The sequence below is a fragment of the Rhodococcus sp. AB351 genome (assembly GCF_049538275.1).
Classification (GTDB): domain Bacteria; phylum Actinomycetota; class Actinomycetes; order Mycobacteriales; family Mycobacteriaceae; genus Rhodococcus.
The window spans coordinates 299,873-318,454 of the sequence record NZ_JBMVFW010000002.1 but is presented as its reverse complement, the minus strand read 5'-3'; the positions used below and the strand labels follow the sequence as shown (position 1 = coordinate 318,454).

Annotated in this window: 17 protein-coding genes; 12 read left to right on the top strand and 5 right to left on the bottom strand. The window is 69.9% G+C overall.

The window, feature by feature from the left end:
* Positions 1–13: 13 nt before the first annotated feature.
* Together mtr and ACPCXD_RS07520 are read right to left on the bottom strand one after the other, a co-directional pair.
* Positions 14–1,387 (bottom strand): mycothione reductase, encoded by a 1,374-nt coding sequence (mtr, locus tag ACPCXD_RS07525; protein ID WP_016691211.1) that lies wholly within the window; start codon positions 1,385–1,387, stop codon positions 14–16.
* Complete coding sequence (locus ACPCXD_RS07520) at positions 1,384–2,454, bottom strand: alpha/beta hydrolase (RefSeq protein WP_016691210.1); 1,071 nt, start codon at positions 2,452–2,454, stop codon at positions 1,384–1,386. The genes mtr and ACPCXD_RS07520 overlap by 4 nt, the downstream gene beginning before the upstream one ends.
* Before the next feature lie 187 nt (positions 2,455–2,641).
* Between ACPCXD_RS07520 and mqo the strand changes: the two genes are divergently transcribed.
* The 4 genes from mqo to ACPCXD_RS07500 all read left to right on the top strand — a co-directional run bounded on the left by mqo (position 2,642) and on the right by ACPCXD_RS07500 (position 8,182).
* Positions 2,642–4,168: a malate dehydrogenase (quinone) gene (gene mqo, locus ACPCXD_RS07515; RefSeq protein ID WP_423659069.1), complete on the top strand. Its 1,527-nt coding sequence runs from the start codon at positions 2,642–2,644 to the stop codon at positions 4,166–4,168.
* A gap of 96 nt (positions 4,169–4,264) precedes the next feature.
* A complete protein-coding gene (cobA, locus tag ACPCXD_RS07510) occupies positions 4,265–5,527 on the top strand; it encodes a uroporphyrinogen-III C-methyltransferase (RefSeq protein WP_423659067.1) in 1,263 nt (420 codons plus the stop codon).
* 59 nt (positions 5,528–5,586) lie between these two features.
* The gene (locus tag ACPCXD_RS07505; protein WP_202400147.1) at positions 5,587–7,008 is read left to right on the top strand and encodes an MFS transporter; all 1,422 of its coding nucleotides are present in this window, start codon (positions 5,587–5,589) and stop codon (positions 7,006–7,008) included.
* 91 nt (positions 7,009–7,099) lie between these two features.
* Entirely contained in the window at positions 7,100–8,182 is a 1,083-nt protein-coding gene (locus ACPCXD_RS07500) for an FUSC family protein (protein WP_160876472.1), read from the top strand.
* Here ACPCXD_RS07500 and yaaA read toward each other — a convergent pair.
* The gene (gene yaaA / locus ACPCXD_RS07495; protein WP_145691793.1) at positions 8,175–8,918 is read right to left on the bottom strand and encodes a peroxide stress protein YaaA; all 744 of its coding nucleotides are present in this window, start codon (positions 8,916–8,918) and stop codon (positions 8,175–8,177) included. The two genes, ACPCXD_RS07500 and yaaA, sit on opposite strands and share 8 nt — an antisense overlap.
* 53 nt (positions 8,919–8,971) lie before the next feature.
* Between yaaA and ACPCXD_RS07490 the strand changes: the two genes are divergently transcribed.
* Both ACPCXD_RS07490 and ACPCXD_RS07485 read left to right on the top strand, forming a co-directional pair.
* A complete protein-coding gene (locus ACPCXD_RS07490) occupies positions 8,972–10,705 on the top strand; it encodes a proline--tRNA ligase (protein ID WP_016691204.1) in 1,734 nt (577 codons plus the stop codon).
* Between the two features lie 103 nt (positions 10,706–10,808).
* On the top strand, positions 10,809–11,468 hold the full coding sequence (locus ACPCXD_RS07485; protein ID WP_016691203.1) for an O-methyltransferase: 660 nt from the start codon (positions 10,809–10,811) through the stop codon (positions 11,466–11,468).
* 23 nt (positions 11,469–11,491) lie between these two features.
* Here ACPCXD_RS07485 and ACPCXD_RS07480 read toward each other — a convergent pair whose 3' ends face one another.
* Both ACPCXD_RS07480 and ACPCXD_RS07475 read right to left on the bottom strand, forming a co-directional pair.
* Positions 11,492–11,935, bottom strand: a complete 444-nt coding sequence (locus tag ACPCXD_RS07480; RefSeq protein WP_016691202.1) for a ferritin-like domain-containing protein — start codon at positions 11,933–11,935, stop codon at positions 11,492–11,494.
* Positions 11,932–12,423, bottom strand: coding sequence for a hypothetical protein (locus tag ACPCXD_RS07475; RefSeq protein WP_186455159.1), 492 nt, complete (start codon positions 12,421–12,423; stop codon positions 11,932–11,934). The genes ACPCXD_RS07480 and ACPCXD_RS07475 overlap by 4 nt, the downstream gene beginning before the upstream one ends.
* Before the next feature lie 156 nt (positions 12,424–12,579).
* Here ACPCXD_RS07475 and rimP point away from each other — a divergent pair, with 156 nt between their 5' ends.
* From rimP to rbfA, 6 genes are all read left to right on the top strand, one after another.
* Entirely contained in the window at positions 12,580–13,179 is a 600-nt protein-coding gene (rimP, locus tag ACPCXD_RS07470) for a ribosome maturation factor RimP (protein ID WP_186455145.1), read from the top strand.
* Positions 13,176–14,204 carry a transcription termination factor NusA gene (nusA, locus tag ACPCXD_RS07465; RefSeq protein ID WP_145691791.1) on the top strand — a complete coding sequence of 343 codons (1,029 nt, stop codon included), beginning with the start codon at positions 13,176–13,178 and terminating at the stop codon, positions 14,202–14,204. The genes rimP and nusA overlap by 4 nt, the downstream gene beginning before the upstream one ends.
* Before the next feature lie 44 nt (positions 14,205–14,248).
* A complete protein-coding gene (locus tag ACPCXD_RS07460; RefSeq protein ID WP_145691790.1) occupies positions 14,249–14,557 on the top strand; it encodes a YlxR family protein in 309 nt (102 codons plus the stop codon).
* 203 nt (positions 14,558–14,760) lie between these two features.
* Positions 14,761–17,634 carry a translation initiation factor IF-2 gene (gene infB, locus ACPCXD_RS07455; RefSeq protein WP_145691789.1) on the top strand — a complete coding sequence of 958 codons (2,874 nt, stop codon included), beginning with the start codon at positions 14,761–14,763 and terminating at the stop codon, positions 17,632–17,634.
* A gap of 124 nt (positions 17,635–17,758) precedes the next feature.
* A complete protein-coding gene (locus ACPCXD_RS07450; RefSeq protein WP_026061433.1) occupies positions 17,759–18,049 on the top strand; it encodes a DUF503 domain-containing protein in 291 nt (96 codons plus the stop codon).
* A gap of 53 nt (positions 18,050–18,102) precedes the next feature.
* Positions 18,103–18,561, top strand: coding sequence for a 30S ribosome-binding factor RbfA (gene rbfA / locus ACPCXD_RS07445; protein WP_016693580.1), 459 nt, complete (start codon positions 18,103–18,105; stop codon positions 18,559–18,561).
* Positions 18,562–18,582 lie beyond the last annotated feature (21 nt).

Sequence of the window (18,582 nt, the reverse complement as noted above, 5' to 3'; positions counted from 1 at the left end):
GACCCCGGCGAGTTCAGAGACCCAGCAAGGCGTTCTCGACGAGTTCGGGCAGCGCCGGGTGGATCCAGTACTGGCCCGTCGCCATCTCCCGCGCGGGCAGACCGAACGACATCGCCTGGATGAGCGGCTGGATGACCGTCGACGCCTGCGCCCCGATGATGTGGGCGCCGAGCAACAGACCCGTCGACCGGTCGGCGATCAGCTTGCAGAAGCCTTCGGTGTCCTCCATCGCCCAGCCGTAGGCGACGTTCCCGTAGTCCTGGATCTTGACGGAGATGTCGTATCCCGCCTGCCGGGCCTCGGCCTCGGTGAGACCGACCGACGCGATCTGCGGATCGGTGAACACCGCGGACGGGACGTAGCGGTGATCCGTCCGCTGCAGACCCGCGGTGCCGCCGCTCCACGCGTCGTGCAGCAGGTTGTGCTGGACGACCCGCGCCTCGTGGTTGGCGACGTGCTTGAGCTGGTAGGGCGACGACACGTCGCCGAGCGCGAACACGCCCGCAGCGGACGTGCGCTGGAACTCGTCGACCACGATCCGGCCCTTCGCATCGAGTTCGATGCCGGCCGCCGCTGCGTCGAGCAGGTCTCCGTTGGGCTGCCGGCCCGTCGCGACGAGCAGGGCGTCGCCGCTCACGACGGTGCCGTCGGCGAGTTCGACCTCCACTCCGTCACCGACCGGACGGAACGCCCGGGCCGGGTTGGCGAGGTGGACGTCCCACTTGGCCGCGGCGAGCGCCGTGAACCGCTCGGAGACGTCGGCGTCGAGGTGCCGCAGCAACCGGTCGGTCCGCGCGACCACCGACACCCGCGTGCCGAGCGCCGAGAAGACGTGGGCGAACTCCATCGCGATGAAGCCCGTCCCGAGGATCACGAGGGACTCGGGCAGTTTCGGCAGCCGCATGACGTCGTCACTCGTGTGATATCTCACACCGGAATCGAGGACGTCCTGCGGGATCGCAGGTCGCGAACCGGCCGCGACGACCACCTGATCCGCGGTGATCACCTCGCCGGTTCCGGTGTCGATGCGGCGTTCGCCGACGAACCGCGCGTGACCGTCGTAGACGGTGACGTTCGCGCAGTCCTCGCGGCGGTAGCGCTCACCGCCCGCAGCGATGGGATCGATGCGACCGAACACCCGGTCGACGATGTCGTTCCACCGCACCCCGTCGATCGACGCGTCGACACCGTACTTCGACGCGGTGCGGACCGTGTGGGCGACCTCTGCGGCGTAGACGTACATCTTCGTGGGGATGCAGCCCACGTTGAGGCAGGTGCCCCCGAAGGTGCCTTCTTCGAGGAGAGCGACGCGCTTTCCGTCGTACCGCTCGTCGAGGATCGAGTTCCCCGATCCTGTGCCGATGATCGCGAGGTCGTAGTGGGTCACGCGTGCTCTCCCATGGGTCGGTGCAGTACGGAAACGGTGGCGGAGCCGGCGGAGTCGTCGGTCTCGGTTCGGGAACCGGAGGTGTCCGCCTCGTCCGCTCCGTCCAACCATTCCAGCCACAGGTCCAATTCCCGGAAGGCCTCCGCCAGGGGACCGGGTGTGGACAGGAACACGTCGTGACGGGCACCGTCGATCGGCACGATCGTCGTGCGGTTGCCCAGGCAACCCGCCCATCGGGCTATCTGGCGGACATCGAGGACGGCGTCGAGGGTGTCGACGCTCGCGTCGTACCGCGGAGCGGAGCGCGACGCACCGGATCGCAGGATCAGCGACGGCACCCCGATGTCGAGCCCGCGGTGCAGGACGGCCTGGCCCCGCCGCACGGCACGCAACCAGCCGAACCGGACGGGGAAGCCGGCCAGGGGCTTCCAGTCGAGGTCGTAGCGCCAGCCGTCGGATTGCAGACTGCGTCCGTAGGCCTCGGTCTTCGGCAGCGGGATGAGCGCGCGGGGCCGCAGGCGGCCGACGACGTCGATGGCTGCCGTGCCGACATTGCGCAGGTAGGACGGCCCCTGCAGGTCGAACCACGGACTGTTCAGGACGAGACCCACGATGCCCGTCGCGGCCACACCCCCGGGACGGCGACGGAGCCGGTCGAGCCACAGCGGAAGGACCAGTCCGCCCGTCGAGTGGGCCGCCAGCAGCACACCGCCACCGACCTCCTCGCGGACCACGCGCAGCGCCTCGTCGAGCTCGGCGTCGTAGTGGGAGAGATCGGTGACGAAGTGAGGAGTGTGCCCGGGTGCCCGGGATCGGCCGCACTTGCGCAGGTCCAGCGCGAAGAAGCGGTAGCCGCGCGCCGCGAAGTGCTCGGCCAGGTGCTGCTGGAAGAAGTAGTCGGTGAAGCCGTGGACGTAGAGCACCGCACGGTCGGGGAGATCGGTGGTCGTCGGCTGGTAGCGCACGAGGGTCGCCGAGATCTCGCCTTCGCCGTCGGGGTCGGTGCCCAGCGGCAGTTCGAGCTGCTCGTAGCCGTCTCCGAGGACGTCAGGACGCCAAGTAGTCACTATCACACCCTAGGTGTGTTCGCCGACCAGCGCTCATGGGTACACAATGAGGTGAAATGAAACGCCGGACCACGCGCGGGTAACCTGTCGGTCGCATTCGCGCGCCGCGTTGACGGGACACCCACGCGAGACGGTACCTCCGTACTTCGGCGGCGCGTGCGAACCAGACAAGGAAGTCGATTTCCCAGTGTCAGAGAACGTAGTAGCGAAAACCGACGTCGTGCTCGTGGGCGCGGGCATCATGAGCGCAACCCTCGGTGCGTTGTTGCGTCAGGTGCAGCCCGACTGGTCGATCACCGCGTTCGAGCGCCTCGACGCAGCGGCCGCCGAGAGCAGCGACCCCTGGAACAACGCCGGTACGGGCCACTCCGCGCTGTGTGAGCTCAACTACACCCCCGGGAAGCCGGACGGTTCGGTCGACATCGCGAAGGCCGTCAACGTCAACGAGCAGTTCCAGGTCTCGCGTCAGTTCTGGGCGTACGCCGTCGACAACGGCATCCTGTCCGACCCGAAGAACTTCATCAACCCGGTCCCGCACGTCAGCTTCGTGCACGGCGCCGAGAACGTGAAGTACCTGCGCGCCCGCTACGACGCCCTCGCCGGCCACCCCCTCTTCGAGGGCATGGAGTACACCGAGAACCCCGAGGTCTTCTCCGAGCGCCTGCCGCTGATGGGCAAGGGCCGCGACTTCTCCGACCCGGTCGCCCTGAACTGGACGCAGACCGGCACCGACGTCGACTTCGGCGCCCTCACCAAGCAGCTCATCAACCACGTCGCGGCCTCCGGCGGCACCGTCTTCTTCGGCCACGAGGTCACCGACGTGTCCAAGCAGTCCGACGGCGGCTGGATCGTGAAGGTCCGCAACCGCCGCACCGGCGAGTCGCGCAAGGTCCAGGCGAAGTTCGTCTTCGTCGGCGCCGGCGGTGGCGCGCTGCACCTGCTGCAGAAGTCGGGCATCAAGGAGATCAAGGGCTTCGGCGGCTTCCCCGTCTCCGGTGCCTTCCTGCGCTGCACCAATCCCGAGGTCATCGCGCAGCACAGCGCCAAGGTCTACGGCAAGGCCGCAGTCGGTGCCCCTCCGATGTCGGTGCCGCACCTCGACACCCGCGTCATCGGTGGCAAGCAGGGCCTGCTCTTCGGTCCCTACGCCGGCTGGTCGCCCAAGTTCCTCAAGCAGGGCGGCATCATGGACCTGCCCAAGTCGGTCAAGCCCGGCAACCTGATGTCGATGCTCGGCGTCGGCGTCACCGAGCTCGGCCTGGTCAAGTACCTCGTCGGTGAGCTCATGCAGTCGCCCGCCGACCGCATCGGCACCCTCGCCGAGTTCGTGCCCGAGGCGCGCCTCGAGGACTGGGAGCTCATCGTCGCCGGTCAGCGCGTGCAGGTCATCCGCCGCAAGGGTGCGGGCGGCGTTCTCGAGTTCGGTACCGCCGTGGTCAACGCGGGCGACGGATCGATCGCCGGTCTGCTCGGTGCGTCACCGGGTGCCTCGACGGCCGTTCCGGCCATGCTCGACGTCCTCGAGCGCTGCTTCCCGCAGCAGTGGGCGGGCTGGCAGTCCAAGCTCCGCGAGATGGTCCCGTCGCTCGGCGTGAAGCTGTCCGACAACCCCGACCTGTTCCGCCAGGTCTGGGACCACAGCACGAAATCGCTGCAGCTCGACGTCGTCTCCGACACCGTCGCCGAGGCGCCCGCAGAGGCCGCCGCGGTCTGATCCGATCACTGCACCTGTGGCCCGAGGCGATGCCCGGGCCACAGGTGTCCTGAAGGTGGGTCCGATCGGATTCGCCCCGACACGAGAGATGGGGAGATGCCCGTGTCCGCTGCCGCTGAGGACGAGACCAGTTACCTGGTCGGACTCGATCTTCGTGGACGCCGCGTCGTGATCGTCGGAGGAGGCAGCGTCGCGCAGCGGCGTCTCGGTCTGCTCGTCGCGTCCGGTGCCGATGTCCACGTCGTCGCCCGGGCCGCGACCCCCGTGGTCGAGAGCATGGCGACGAAGGGCCGCATCTCCCTCGACCTGCGCGACTACCGCGACGGCGACCTCGACGGTGCGTGGTACGCCATGGCCTGCACCGACGAACCCGAGACCAACGCCGCGGTCGTCGCCGAGGCCGAACGCAACAGGATCTTCTGCGTCCGCGCCGACAACGCCCGCCACGGCAGCGCCGTCACCCCCGCCACGGCCCGCTACGAGGGACTGACCGTCGGCGTGCTCGCCGGTGGCGACCACCGCCGGTCCGCCGCGGTGCGCACCTCGATCCGCGACGCCCTCGCCGGAGCAGCCGTCACCGAGTTCGCGGAGACCGCGCCGAAGCCGGTCGGTGTCGCCCTCGTCGGCGGAGGACCGGGCGATCCCGATCTGATCACCGTGCGCGGCCGCCGTCTCCTCGCCCGCGCCGACGTGGTCGTCGCAGACCATCTCGCCCCCCAGGAGCTGCTCGCGGAACTCGACTCGCACGTCGAGGTGATCGACGCGGCGAAGCTCCCGTACGGGCGGGCCATGGCCCAGCAGGTCATCAACGACACCCTCATCGACCGCGCGAAGGCCGGCAAGTTCGTCGTCCGGCTCAAGGGCGGCGACCCGTACGTCTTCGGACGCGGCTACGAGGAACTCGAAGCCTGCACTGCGGCCGGCATCCCGGTGACCGTCGTCCCCGGCATCACCAGCGCGATCTCCGTGCCGTCCGCGGCCGGGATCCCCGTCACCCACCGCGGGGTCACCCACGAGTTCGTCGTGGTCAGTGGTCACGTCGCACCCGGGCACCCCGATTCGCTCACCGACTGGGACGCGCTCGCCAAGCTGCGCGGCACCCTGGTCCTGCTCATGGCCGTCGAACGCATCGAGCAGTTCGCCGACGCCCTGATCGCCGGCGGGCGCCCCACCGACACCCCCGTGGTCGTCGTGCAGGAGGGCACTCTGAGCAGCCAGCGAGTGGTGCGTGCCGACCTGTCGACCGTCGCGCAGCGCGTCCGGGACGAGGCCGTGCGCCCGCCCGCGATCGTCGTGATCGGGCCGGTGGCCGGATTCGGACTCGATCCGCAGACCGGCTCCGACTCGGACGGTGGGTAACGTTGGGTCACGTGTCAGCCACCTCGCATCCGTCGGCCACCCGCGCGGTCGCTCTGGCCATGCTGGTCCTCAGCGGCCTCCAGTTGATGGTCGTGCTCGACGGAACGGTCGCGAACCTCGCGCTCGCGCCGCTGCAGAGCGATCTGGGACTCTCGGACGCCGGTCGCAACTGGGTCCTCACCTCCTACGCCCTCGCCTTCGGCGGGCTGATGCTCCTCGGCGGTCGTCTCGGCGACAGCTACGGGCGCAAACGCATGTTCATGGGCGGGGTCGGTCTGTTCACCCTGGCGTCACTGCTGTGCGGTCTGGCGACCGGCGAAGCGATGCTCATCGGCGCCCGCGCGCTGCAGGGTGTCGGCGCCGCGGTCGCGTCACCGACCGCCCTCGCGCTCGTCGCGACGACCTTCGCCGCAGGTCCGGCACGTAACCGCGCCATCGCGGTCTTCGCCGCCATGACCGGTGTCGGGTCCATCGCCGGACTGATCCTCGGTGGTGCGCTCACCCAGGTGTCGTGGCGCTGGATCTTCCTCATCAACGTCCCCATCGGCGTCCTCATCGTCGTGCTCGCCGCGATCGCGCTGCGTGAGACCGTCTCCGAACGCCTCGCGCTCGACGTGCCCGGAGCCGTTCTCGCGACGCTCGGCTGCACCGGCCTGGTCTTCGGTCTCACCGAGGGTCCCGAACTGGGCTGGGCGAGCCCCTCCGTGATCGGCGCGATCGTCGCCGGCTTCGTGCTGCTCGGAGTGTTCCTGCTCGTCGAGCGACGGGCCGAGAACCCGCTGCTGCCGTTCGTGCTGTTCCGCAACAAGGACCGCGTCGCGACCTTCGTGGCGATCTTCTTCGCGGGCGCCGTGATGTTCAGCCTCGCGGCCTTCGTCGCCCTGTTCGTGCAGGACATCCTCGGCTACAGCCCGCTCGCCGCGGGCCTGGCCTTCGTGCCGTTCGCCTTCGGTCTCGGTGGCGCGGCCGCGGTGTCGTCGAAGCTGGTCGCCCGGATCGAACCGCGCTGGCTCGTGGTCACCGGCTCGGCGATCATGACCGTCAGCCTGCTCTACGGCTCGACCATGGACGGCAGCGTCCGCTACTTCCCGACCCTGTTCGTGCTGGTGCTCGTCGTCGGCTTCGGTGTCGGTCTGGCCGTCGTTCCGCTGCCGCTGTGCGCGATCTCCGGGGTGGGACCGCACGAGATCGGACCGCTCTCGGCGATCGCGCAGGTCGCCCAGACCCTCGGAGGTCCGGTCGGCCTCGGCGTGATCGGCGCGATGGCCACCTCGCGGACGATGTCGCTCGGCGGTGTCTCCGGAGCCGTCGCCGACATGACCGATGCCCAGCTCGTCGCCCAGGGCAAGGGATACATGTTCGCGCTCGTCGGCTGCGCGGTGTGCGCGGTGATCGCCGGCGTCGCGGCCCTGTTCATCCGCTTCACGCCCGAAGAGGTCGCGCAGGCGCAGGAAGCCGAGAAGGCCGCACAGACCTCCTGACCGCCGGACCGGCGCTCGGCGGACAGGCGACTGCTGCGGCGGATGAGTTTGCTCACGCCTGCCGTACCCGAACCCCGGGTACCCGGCACTCATGCAGGTCGGTGTTCTCGAACGGGGCAGATTCGTCGGATCGTGGATCGTCCGGGCCGTACGCGAGGCCGGACACGAGCGGTACGTCGCCCTCCAGGCGTTCCGGTCCACGCTCGCCGCGGTCGTCGCGTGGCTGGTCGTGACCGAGGTCTTCCACTTCCAGCAGGCATTCCTCGCGCCCTACGTCGCGGTCTTCCTCGTCGAGGCGACGCTCGTGCGCTCGCTCCAGCAGGCGGTGGTGCAGGTCGGGGCGGTGGTTGCGGGTCTGCTGGTCGCGGTCGTGGTGACACGGCTCGTGGAGTCGACGACCGTTGCGATCGGGTCGGCCGTTGCGGTCGGCTACTTCGCGGGTCGCTGGCGGCGGTTCGGGGCCAGCGGCATCTGGGTGGCGATCACGGCGCTGCTGGTGATCGCGACGGGCGCTTCGGACAGTCCGATCCTGCTCGGTGAGCGACTCGCGGAGACGATGATCGGCGCGGCGATCGGCGTGGCCGTGACGGCGCTGGTCTTCCCACCGGTGTACTCGGCGGGCAAGGAGGCCCGCGAACTCACCGGTGAGCTGCGCGACCTGCTGCGGGACATGGCGTCCGGATGCCGTGAGGGATCGTCGGGGGTGCGGGACTGGGTGCAGCGCGCGCGGGGCATCGACGGTCTCGTGCAGCGAGCCTTCGACGAATCGCGGTGGGCGCACGAGAGTACCCGGATGAACCCGCGCCCCGCGGCCGCACGGGCAGGGGAATGGGCACGTCGCTGGGACCGGACACTCGACGACCTCTCGTCGGTGTCCAGCGCAGTCGAGGAACTCGCGCACGCTCTGGACCCGGTACTCGGCGCCGACCTCGCCGAAGCCGACCGTGACCGCCTGCGGACGGGGATCGCAGCGATGCTCGACGCACTCGCCGAGATGGTCGACGCCGTGGGGGCGGGCCGCGAGGTCGACCCCGACGGGGCGTGCCGCAGCAACCTCACCGAGCTCGAGCGGTTCGCCACCGGATCGGACGACCTGGTCCTGACCGCGCGACTCGGCGCCGTCCTGCACACGGCCCGCCGGATCGTCGCGGCGATGGGACTCGAGGTCAGGTGAGCACGACCAGCTCGGTCGGCGATTCCACCTCGACCCTCAGTCCCGCCTTCGACGCCACGCGGGCGAGTGCTCGGATGTCGCTCGGCTCCGCGCGGGTGAGGACCAGCGCGCGGGCCAACAGGCCCTTGTGGTGCTTGTTGAAGTGACTGACGACCTTGCGGGTGCCGTCGGGCTGCTCGGTGAGCACGGTGGCGGTCACTGCGCCCGGCACGGGACCGAGCTGCTGGTAGACACCGGAGCGGAGATCGACCACCAGGTCGCCGTCGGCCTCGGCCACCAGCGCGTCGGTGAGTTCGTTCCGCCACACCGACTTCGACGTGCCGAAGCCGGGCAGTTTCGACCCTCCGGAGAGGCGGTAGGCGGGGATCGGATCCGCGGCGCGGACCGCGCCGAACAGCGCCGATCCGATGCCGAGGCGCCGGTACGCCTTGTCGCGCTGCGCCTTCGTGAACGCTCCCGCGTCGAGCGCGTCGTAGAGCACCCCGGTGTACCGCTCGAGTGCCGGGCGGGTGGGGGAGACCCACAGCTTCGCGTTGCGTTCGATCTCGTCGGCGCCCTTCGCGCCCAGCCCGAGTGCGCGGCTCGACTCCTCGGGGTCGGCGGCGAGGTCGACGAGGGCCTGCACGAGCATCTCCCGCGTCTCCGTCAACTGCGGCATCGACAGGTCGGCGAGATCGAGCGGACCGCCGTCGCCGCCGTCGGACTTGGTTTCGGATGGGGGGAGAAGCACCAGCACAACCGGTAACCGTACCGACGTCACTCGAGGCGGCCACGGTAGGCTGCAGGGTCGTGATCACCCGCATGTCGCACCTGTTCCTCCGCACCCTCCGAGACGACCCGGCCGACGCCGAGGTCGCGAGCCACAAGTTGCTGGTCCGAGCCGGATACGTGCGACGTATCGCGCCGGGTGTGTACTCGTGGCTGCCCCTGGGCCTGCGGGTGCTGCGGCAGATCGAGCGGGTCGTGCGCGAGGAGATGAACTCCATCGGTGCGCAGGAGATCGCTCTTCCCGCGTTGCTGCCGCGCGAGCCCTACGAGGCCACCAACCGGTGGACGGAATATGGCGACAGCCTGTTCCGGCTGAAGGACCGCAAGGGTGGCGACTATCTCCTCGGCCCCACCCACGAGGAACTCTTCGCGCTCACCGTGAAGGGTGAGTACAACTCCTACAAGGACTTCCCGGTCACCCTCTACCAGATCCAGACGAAGTACCGCGACGAGGAGCGTCCCCGCGCCGGCATCCTCCGCGGCCGCGAGTTCGTCATGAAGGACTCCTACAGCTTCGACCTCACCGACGAGGGCCTGTCCCAGTCGTACAAGGCGCACCGCGACGCCTACGAGCGCATCTTCGCGCGCCTCGGCGTGAAGTACGTGATCGTCTCGGCCACCTCCGGCGCGATGGGCGGCAGCGCCTCCGAGGAGTTCCTGGCCGACTCGCCCGCCGGCGAGGACACCTACGTGCGGTGCCTCGAGTCCGGCTACGCCGCGAACGTCGAAGCGGTGAAGACCCTCGCGCCCGAACCGCTGCCGATCGACGGACAGCCCGAGGCGGTCGTGCACGACACCCCCGACACCCCGACGATCGCCTCGCTCGTCGCTGTGGCGTCGGAGGTCCTCGGCCGGGAGGTCACCGCGGCCGAGACGCTCAAGAACGTCATGGTCAAGGTCCGGCAGCCCGGTGGCGACTGGGAACTGCTCGGCATCGGCATCCCCGGCGACCGCGAGGTCGACGACAAGCGCCTCGAGGCCTCGCTCGAACCCGCCGAGGTGGAACTGCTCACCGACGCCGACTTCGAGGCCAATCCCTTCCTCGTCAAGGGGTACATCGGCCCGAAGGCGCTGCTCGCCAACGGTGTCCGTTACCTCGTCGACCCCCGCGTGGTCGACGGCACGAGCTGGATCACCGGCGCCGACGAGCAGGGCAAGCACGTCTTCGGGTTGGTCGCCGGTCGCGACTTCACCCCGGACGGCACGATCGAGGCCGCCGAGGTCCGCGACGGCGATCCGTCGCCCGACGGAGCCGGCGCGCTCGTCTCCGCCCGCGGCATCGAGATCGGCCACGTCTTCCAGCTCGGCCGCAAGTACACCGACGCCTTCGCGGTGGACGTCCTCGGCGAGAACGGCAAGCCCGTCCGTCCGACCATGGGGTCCTACGGCGTCGGTGTGTCGCGTCTCGTCGCGGTGGTCGCCGAACAGCAGCACGACGAGAAGGGTCTGCGCTGGCCGTCGGAGATCGCGCCGTTCGACGTGCACCTGGTGATCGCCAACAAGGACGAGCAGGCCCGCGAAGGCGCCGAGAACCTCGCCGAGGAACTCTCGAACGCCGGCCTCGAGGTGCTCCTCGACGACCGCAAGGCGTCGCCCGGCGTGAAGTTCAAGGACTCCGAGCTGCTCGGTATGCCGCTGGTCGTGGTGGTGGGCCGCGGCTTCGCCGACGGCAAGGTCGAGGTCCGCGACCGCTTCTCCGGCGAGGCCGACGAACTGCCGATCGGTGAGGTCGTCCAGCGCATCGTCAACCGCTGACACACTCGCATTCCGGTGCCCCTGCGACCTGCCGTCGCGGGGGCACCGGCGTATGTGGCAGAAGACGCCGTGGTGCGCTGCGCGCCGAACCACAATGAGGTGCATGGCCGACAACTGGAGTGCGACCGACAACTACCTCACCGACACGCTGATCGGCGACGATCCTGCGCTGAGTTCGGCGCTCGAGGCGAACGCCGCAGCGGAACTGCCGCCCATCGACGTCTCCGCGCCGCAGGGCAAGTTCCTGCACCTGCTCGCACGGATCCGGGGTGCCCGCCGGGTCCTGGAGATCGGCACCCTCGGCGGGTACTCGACCATCTGGCTCGCCCGGGCGGTCGGGGAGTCCGGCCGGGTGGTCACCCTCGAATACGAGCCGAAGCACGCCGAGGTGGCCCGCGGCAATCTCGACCGAGCCGGCGTCGGTGACCGCGTGGACATCCGGGTCGGCCCCGCCCTGGACTCGCTGCCGGGCCTGGTCGACGAGGATCCCTTCGACCTGGTGTTCATCGACGCCGACAAGGAGAACAACAGCAACTACGTGCGCGCGGCCCTCGGGTTGTCACGCCCCGGCACCGTCATCGTCGTCGACAACGTGGTGCGGGCAGGGGCGATCGTCGACCCGGACAGCGACGACGAACGGGTGCGCGCGTCGCGCGACGTGCTCGAACTGCTCGCCCGTGAGCCGCGTCTCGACGCGACGGCGCTGCAGACCGTGGGGACGAAGGGCTGGGACGGCTTCGCGCTGGCGGTCGTGACCGGGTGACCCGTGCTTCGGGGCCGACCGGATCAGGGTTGACCGGGGAAGGCCACCGACGGCACGACCCCGCGGCTCTGCCGCCACCGTGCCGCCCGCAGCGCCGCCTCGGTGAGTGCACCCACGGCCGTGGCCCGGGTGGCCTCGCTGCGTGCCCGCTCGACGACCGAGCGCCACGCGACCGCCGTGTCGCTCTCGATCTGCTCGGCGAGCTGCGCGGCGGACGCGGCGTCGACCACCGGGAACGGGACGGTGTAACCGGGTGCCGCGACCGGCGGCTCGACGCTGGCGGCACGAAGAGCCTCGACCGTCGCATCACGTCGTGCGCGGTGCGCGGCGGTGTCCTCAGCCACGGCGTCCGCGCGGGCGGGATCCGCGAAGGCCGCGATCACGCCGTATCCGTAGACCGCCGCGTGTTCGGCCTCGAGCGCGTCGACGAGGGCCTGCTGTTCGGAACCGAGTTCGGGTGAGCTCACGGCAACATCACCGCCGTCTGCACGGCACAGGAGGCACTGATCGAAGCGAGCAGGCCCGCGCGGTAACCCGAGAGTGTGCGGGCGAGGTCGGCGGCTTCGCGCTGCGACCGGTTCAACCGCTCACGGAGCTCCTCGACGGTCGGCAGCTCCCCGGCGGGGGTGGTGACGGTGGTCGACGGGGGAGTGAAACTCGTGGTGGCGCCCTCCATCCGGGCGATCTCGGCCTCGAGCGCGTCGGCGTGGGAGGTCCGTTCGGCCGCGATCGTGGTGAGCGCCGCGGACAGCTCCGGCGCCCGCGCGACCAGCACGGTCGCGATCGCGGCGTCGGTGCGGGCGCGGGTCGCCTGGCCCGCCAGCGGATCGGGTTCGGCGGCATCCTCGTCGGAGGCGCCGCACGCGGTGATCGTCGTTATTCCGAACCCGCCGACGGCGACCGACGACCATCGAAGGAGGGTTCGTCGGGAGAGGGTGGGACGGTCGAGTGACATCGGCACCGGACCATCCTGCCAGTCTCCTCGCCCGGTGAAGGACGCCGCCCTGGTCACGGCAGCACGAAACGCGGGTTAGGCTTGATGTCTGCCGGTACGCATCCGTTCCGGCCCGCTGTCCGCTGCGACCACAACTGAACGAGGAGCCTGCCCGCCATGCCTGTGCCGCCCCCGGAGAGGATCGTCGAGCTCGTCTCCGATCTGCTCGCCAGAGAGGGATACGACCTCGAGGACGTGGTGGTCACGGCCGCCGGAAAGCACAGTACGGTGCGCCTCCTCGTCGACAGCGACGCAGGTCTCGGTCTCGACGAGGCGGCCCGCCTGAGCAGGATCGTCTCCGAGGCCTTCGACGGCGTCTCGGACTTCGGCGAGTCGCCCTACGTCCTGGAGGTCACCAGCCCCGGGATCGGCCGGCCCCTGACCGATCCCCGCCACTGGCGGCGCGCCCAGGGTCGCAAGGCGAAGGTGGAACTGGCCGACGAGACCCTCGTCGCACGCATCGGCGAGCTCGTCGGCGACGAGATCAGGCTCGTCCTGCCCGATCGGTCCGGGCCGGTCGTGCGTTCGGTCCCGCTCTCGGAGGTGCGCAGAGCGGTGGTGGAGGTGGAGTTCTCCCCGCCGCCGCCGCGGGAACTCGAGCTCGCGGGCGGGGTTCCGGACGGCCGGGTCGCGGCCGGGGAGCTGGTCGAAGGACCCGAGGACGAGACCGGCAGCGACGACCACGACGAGACGAACGAAACGAAGGTGGACAAGTGAATATCGAGATCGCCGCCCTGCGCATGCTCGAGGCGGAGAAGAACATCCCGTTCGACGAGCTGATCGCGACGCTCGAGACGGCCCTGCTCACGGCGTACCGGCACGTCGACGGACACCAGCCGCACGCGCGGGTCGTGGTCGACACGAAGACCGGCGCCATCCAGGTCCTCGCCGAGGAGCGCGACGCCGACGGCAACCTGATCGCCGAGTGGGACGACACTCCCGAGGACTTCGGCCGGATCGCGGCGACCACCGCGCGCCAGGTCATCATGCAGCGCATCCGCGACGCCGAGCACGAGCAGCGCTTCGGTGAGTTCGCGACCCACGAGGGCGAGATCGTCAGCGGCGTCGTGCAGCGCGACTCGCGTGCCAACGCCCGCGGCATGGTCGTCGTGAAGATCGGTGGCGAGACCAACAACGCCGAGGGACTGATCCCGCCGGCAGAGCAGGTGCCGGGGGAGACCTACGAGCACGGCGACCGCATCAAGTGCTACGTCGTAGGCGTCTCCCGCGGACAGCGCGGCCCGCAGATCACCCTGTCGCGGACGCACCCCAACCTCGTACGCAAGCTGTTCGCCCTCGAGGTCCCCGAGATCGCCGACGAATCGGTGGAGATCGTCGCCGTCGCCCGTGAGGCCGGCCACCGCTCGAAGATCGCCGTGCACTCGACCGTCCCGGGCCTCAACGCCAAGGGTGCGTGCATCGGCCCGATGGGGCAGCGCGTGCGCAACGTCATGCGTGAGCTCGGCGAGGAGAAGATCGACATCATCGACTACGACGAGGATCCCGCCAAGTTCGTGGGCAACGCACTCTCGCCGTCGAAGGTGGTTTCGGTCACGGTCGTCGACCCCGACGCGCGTGCCGCCCGGGTGGTCGTGCCCGACTTCCAGTTGTCCCTCGCGATCGGCAAGGAAGGGCAGAACGCCCGGCTCGCGGCCCGGCTGACGGGCTGGCGGATCGACATCCGCAGCGACGCGGCACCGGCGGGGAACGACGATTCGCGCGGCGGCTCGACAGGCTCTTAGGAGTGGGATGCGGGATTCCGGGCAAATCAGCGGTACAGTGGTCGATGGTTCAGCATGACCTGCCCTCGACCGGCGGGGAACGCGCCACTACGGTGCGGACCTGTGTCGGATGTCGGCAGCGAACGCTGGCTGCCGAACTGCTCCGGGTGGTGGCGCGCGAGAAGGAACCGTCAGGTTTCGCCGTGATTCCCGATCCCCGACGCAGGCTTCCCGGGCGAGGTGCTTGGTTGCATCCCACTCCGGAATGTCTGGGCCTGGCGGTTCGGCGTCGAGCATTCGGCAGGGCACTGCGTGTGACCGGACAACCGGACACCGCAGCGCTGGATCAGCTGGTCGGGTCCACGGAACAGTGATCACGGACGCATCGAAACGGCTTCGGCCGGATAGACGGACGTGGGAACGACGACGAGGAACACCAACAGTGACATCGCACTCTGAGAAGAACAGGCACGAACACTCATGAGCACACCGTGAAGCACCAGCGATGAACGTCCATCGGAGATAACCCGAGGTCGTGCGGGCAGTCGGCCGCTCGACCTCATCAGTGAGGAGAGCAGTGGCAGGCAAGGCCCGCGTGCACGAGTTGGCGAAAGAACTCGGTGTCACCAGCAAGGAACTACTCGCACGCCTGAAGGAACAGGGCGAGTTCGTCAAGTCCGCGTCGTCGACGGTCGAACCGCCGGTCGCGCGTCGACTCCGCGAATCGTTCGGTAAGTCCGAAGGCGATGCAGCCGCGAAGGCTGCACCCACCCCCGCACCGAAGCCCGGTGCCCCCCGGCCGGGTCCCCGGCCCACCCCTGCGAGCCCGGCCCCCGCGGCCGAGACCGCACGTCCGAAGCCGGGCGCACCGAAGCCGGCCGCTCCCAAGCCGGCTCCGGCACCGGAGAAGCCCGCGGCTCCCACGCCGCAGGCCCCTGCCGCCCAGGCTGCACCGCAGTCCCCGGCTGCTCAGGCTCCCGGCGCCACACCGCAGGCCCCCGCGGCCAAGCCCGGCCCCAAACCGGCCGGTCCGCGTCCGGGTCCGAAGACCCCGCGCGTCGGTAACAACCCGTACTCCTCGGCTCCGGCCGAGCGTCCCGCTCCGCGTCCGGGTGCTCCGCGCCCCGGCCCGGGCGGACCGCGTCCGACTCCCGGACAGGGCGGACCCCGCCCCACGCCCGGACAGGGACGTCCCGCAGCAGGCCCCGGTGGCCCGCGTCCCGGACCCGGCCAGGCCGGTCCGCGTCCGGCTCCCGGTCAGGGCGGTCCCCGCCCGGCGCCCGGTCAGGGCGGACCCCGTCCGTCCCCGGGTTCGATGCCCCCGCGTCCCAATCCGGGTGCGATGCCGCAGCGTGCTGCGCGTCCGGCCGCGTCCGGTCGTCCGGGTCGTCCGGGTGGAGCTCCCGGTGGACGTCCCGGCGGTGGCGGCGGCTACCGCGGTGGCGGCGGTGGCGGCGCACCCGCAGGTGCAGGCGCTCCCGGTGGTTTCCGCGGTCGCCCCGGTGGCGGCGGCGGTGGACGCGGTCGCGGCGGTGCAGCCGGCGCGTTCGGTCGTCCCGGTGGCGCTCCGCGCCGTGGTCGCAAGTCGAAGCGGCAGAAGCGGCAGGAATACGATTCGATGCAGGCGCCGTCGGTCGGCGGCGTGCGGTTGCCGCGTGGCAACGGCGAGACCATCCGTCTCGCTCGCGGCGCATCGCTGTCCGACTTCGCCGAGAAGATCGACGCGAACCCGTCGGCCCTGGTGCAGGCGCTGTTCAACCTCGGTGAGATGGTCACGGCCACTCAGTCGGTGAACGACGACATCCTCGAGCTGCTCGGCTCGGAGATGAACTACGTCGTGCAGGTCGTCTCGCCCGAGGACGAGGACCGCGAGCTGCTCGAGTCGTTCGACATCCAGTACGGCGAGGACGAGGGTGGCGAGGAAGACCTCCGCCAGCGTCCGCCGGTGGTCACCGTCATGGGTCACGTCGACCACGGCAAGACCCGCCTGCTCGACACGATCCGCAAGGCGAACGTCGGCGAGGGCGAGGCCGGTGGCATCACCCAGCACATCGGTGCCTACCAGGTGATGACGCACCTCAATGGTGAAGATCGCCTGATCACCTTCATCGACACCCCGGGTCACGAGGCGTTCACCGCCATGCGTGCCCGCGGTGCGAAGTCGACGGACATCGCGATCCTCGTGGTCGCCGCCGACGACGGCGTCATGCCGCAGACGGTGGAGGCGATCAACCACGCGCAGGCCGCCGATGTCCCGATCGTGGTCGCGGTGAACAAGATCGACAAGGAGGGTGCGAACCCTCAGAAGATCCGTCAGCAGCTCACCGAGTACGGGCTGGTCGCGGAGGAGTACGGCGGCGACACCATGTTCGTCGACATCTCCGCGAAGCAGAACCTGCACATCGAGCAGCTGCTCGAAGCGGTGCTGCTCACCGCCGACGCGGCGCTCGATCTGCGGGCCAACCCGGACATGGAGGCGCAGGGCGTCGCCATCGAGGCGCACCTCGACCGCGGTCGCGGTCCGGTGGCCACGGTGCTCATCCAGCGCGGCACCCTGCGAGTCGGCGACTCGATCGTCGCCGGCGACGCCTACGGCCGCGTGCGGCGCATGGTCGACGAGCACGGTGAGGACGTGCTCGAGGCACTGCCGTCGCGTCCGGTCCAGGTCGTCGGCTTCACGTCGGTGCCCGGCGCCGGCGACAACCTGGTCGTCGTCGAAGAGGACCGCATCGCGCGTCAGATCGCCGACCGGCGTAATGCCCGCAAGCGCAACGCGCTCGCAGCACGCAGCCGCAAGCGCATCAGCCTCGAGGACCTCGATGCCGCTCTCAAGGAGCACAACGAGCTCAACCTCATCCTCAAGGGCGACAACTCGGGTACCGTCGAGGCCCTCGAAGAGGCGCTCATGGGTATCGAGATCGACGACGAGGTGCGTCTGCGCGTCATCGACCGCGGTGTCGGTGGTGTCACCGAGACCAACGTCAACCTCGCTGCCGCGTCGAACGCCGTGATCATCGGCTTCAACGTCCGCGCCGAGGGCAAGGCCACGGAGCTCGCGAACCGCGAGGGCGTCGACATCCGCTACTACTCGGTCATCTACCAGGCGATCGACGAGGTGGAGAAGGCCCTCAAGGGCATGCTCAAGCCGATCTACGAGGAGGTCGAGCTCGGCCGCGCCGAGATCCGTGCGATCTTCAAGTCGTCGAAGGTCGGCAACATCGCGGGTTGCCTCGTGCAGTCCGGCATCGTCAAGCGCAACGCGAAGGCCCGCCTCATCCGCGACAGCAACGTCGTGGCCGAGACGGTCACCATCTCGTCGCTGCGCCGCGAGAAGGACGACGTCACCGAGGTCCGCGAGGGCTTCGAGTGCGGTATGACGATCACCTACTCCGACATCAAGGTCGGCGACGTGATCGAGGCGTACGAGTTGCGCGAGAAGCCGCGCGACTGATCCACCCGCACCCGTGGCGGTGAACGATTCGTCGTTCGCCGCCACGGGTGTGTCGGGACGCCCGACCGGGCCGGTGCAGAGCCGACCGGACGGGCGACCGGACGGTCCTCGAGGGGAGAAGCGGATATATCTGGGAGCGCTCGAACTCGACCTGCTGCTCGGCGACGTGCATTCGCTCAAACAGAAGAGATCGGCGATCCGTCCGGTGATCGCGGAACTGCGCCGGTTCGGGGTGTCCGCCGCCGAAACCGGGGAACACGATCTGTACCGCCGGGCGCAGGTGGGTGTGGCGGTCGTCGCCCCCGACCTCGCGCACGTCGGAGAGATACTGGACAAGTGTGAGCGGCTGGTCGCCCAGCGGCCCGAACTCGACCTGCTGTCGGTCAGACGCAGGCTGTACGGGCCCGAGGACTGATCCCGGCCGCACGACGGGCCGCCTGCCGGCGGCCACAGAAGGGAACGAACGACATGGCCGATCCAGCACGGGCCCGCCGACTCGCGAAGCGCATCGCCACCATCGTGGCCACCGCCATCGACCTCGAGATCAAGGATCCGCGGCTCGAGTTCGTGACGATCACCGACGCGAAGGTCACCGCGGATCTGCACGACGCCACCGTCTACTACACGGTCCGCGGCGCGGATCTGAACACCGAACCCGATCACGAAGCAGCTGCTGCCGGCCTCGAGAAGGCCAAGGGCGTGCTCCGCTCGAAGGTCGGCGCCGGCACCGGTGTGCGGTTCACCCCGACGCTGACGTTCGTCACCGACACCGTGCCCGACACGGCACGGCACATGGAGGAACTCCTCGCACGCGCTCGCGCGGCCGACGACGAGGTCGCACGCGCCCGTGAGGGTGCCGTTCCGGCCGGCGACGCCGATCCCTACAAGGAACCCCGTGAACGCGACGCCGGTGACGACGACGAATAACGCACCGGTGCCCGACCCGAC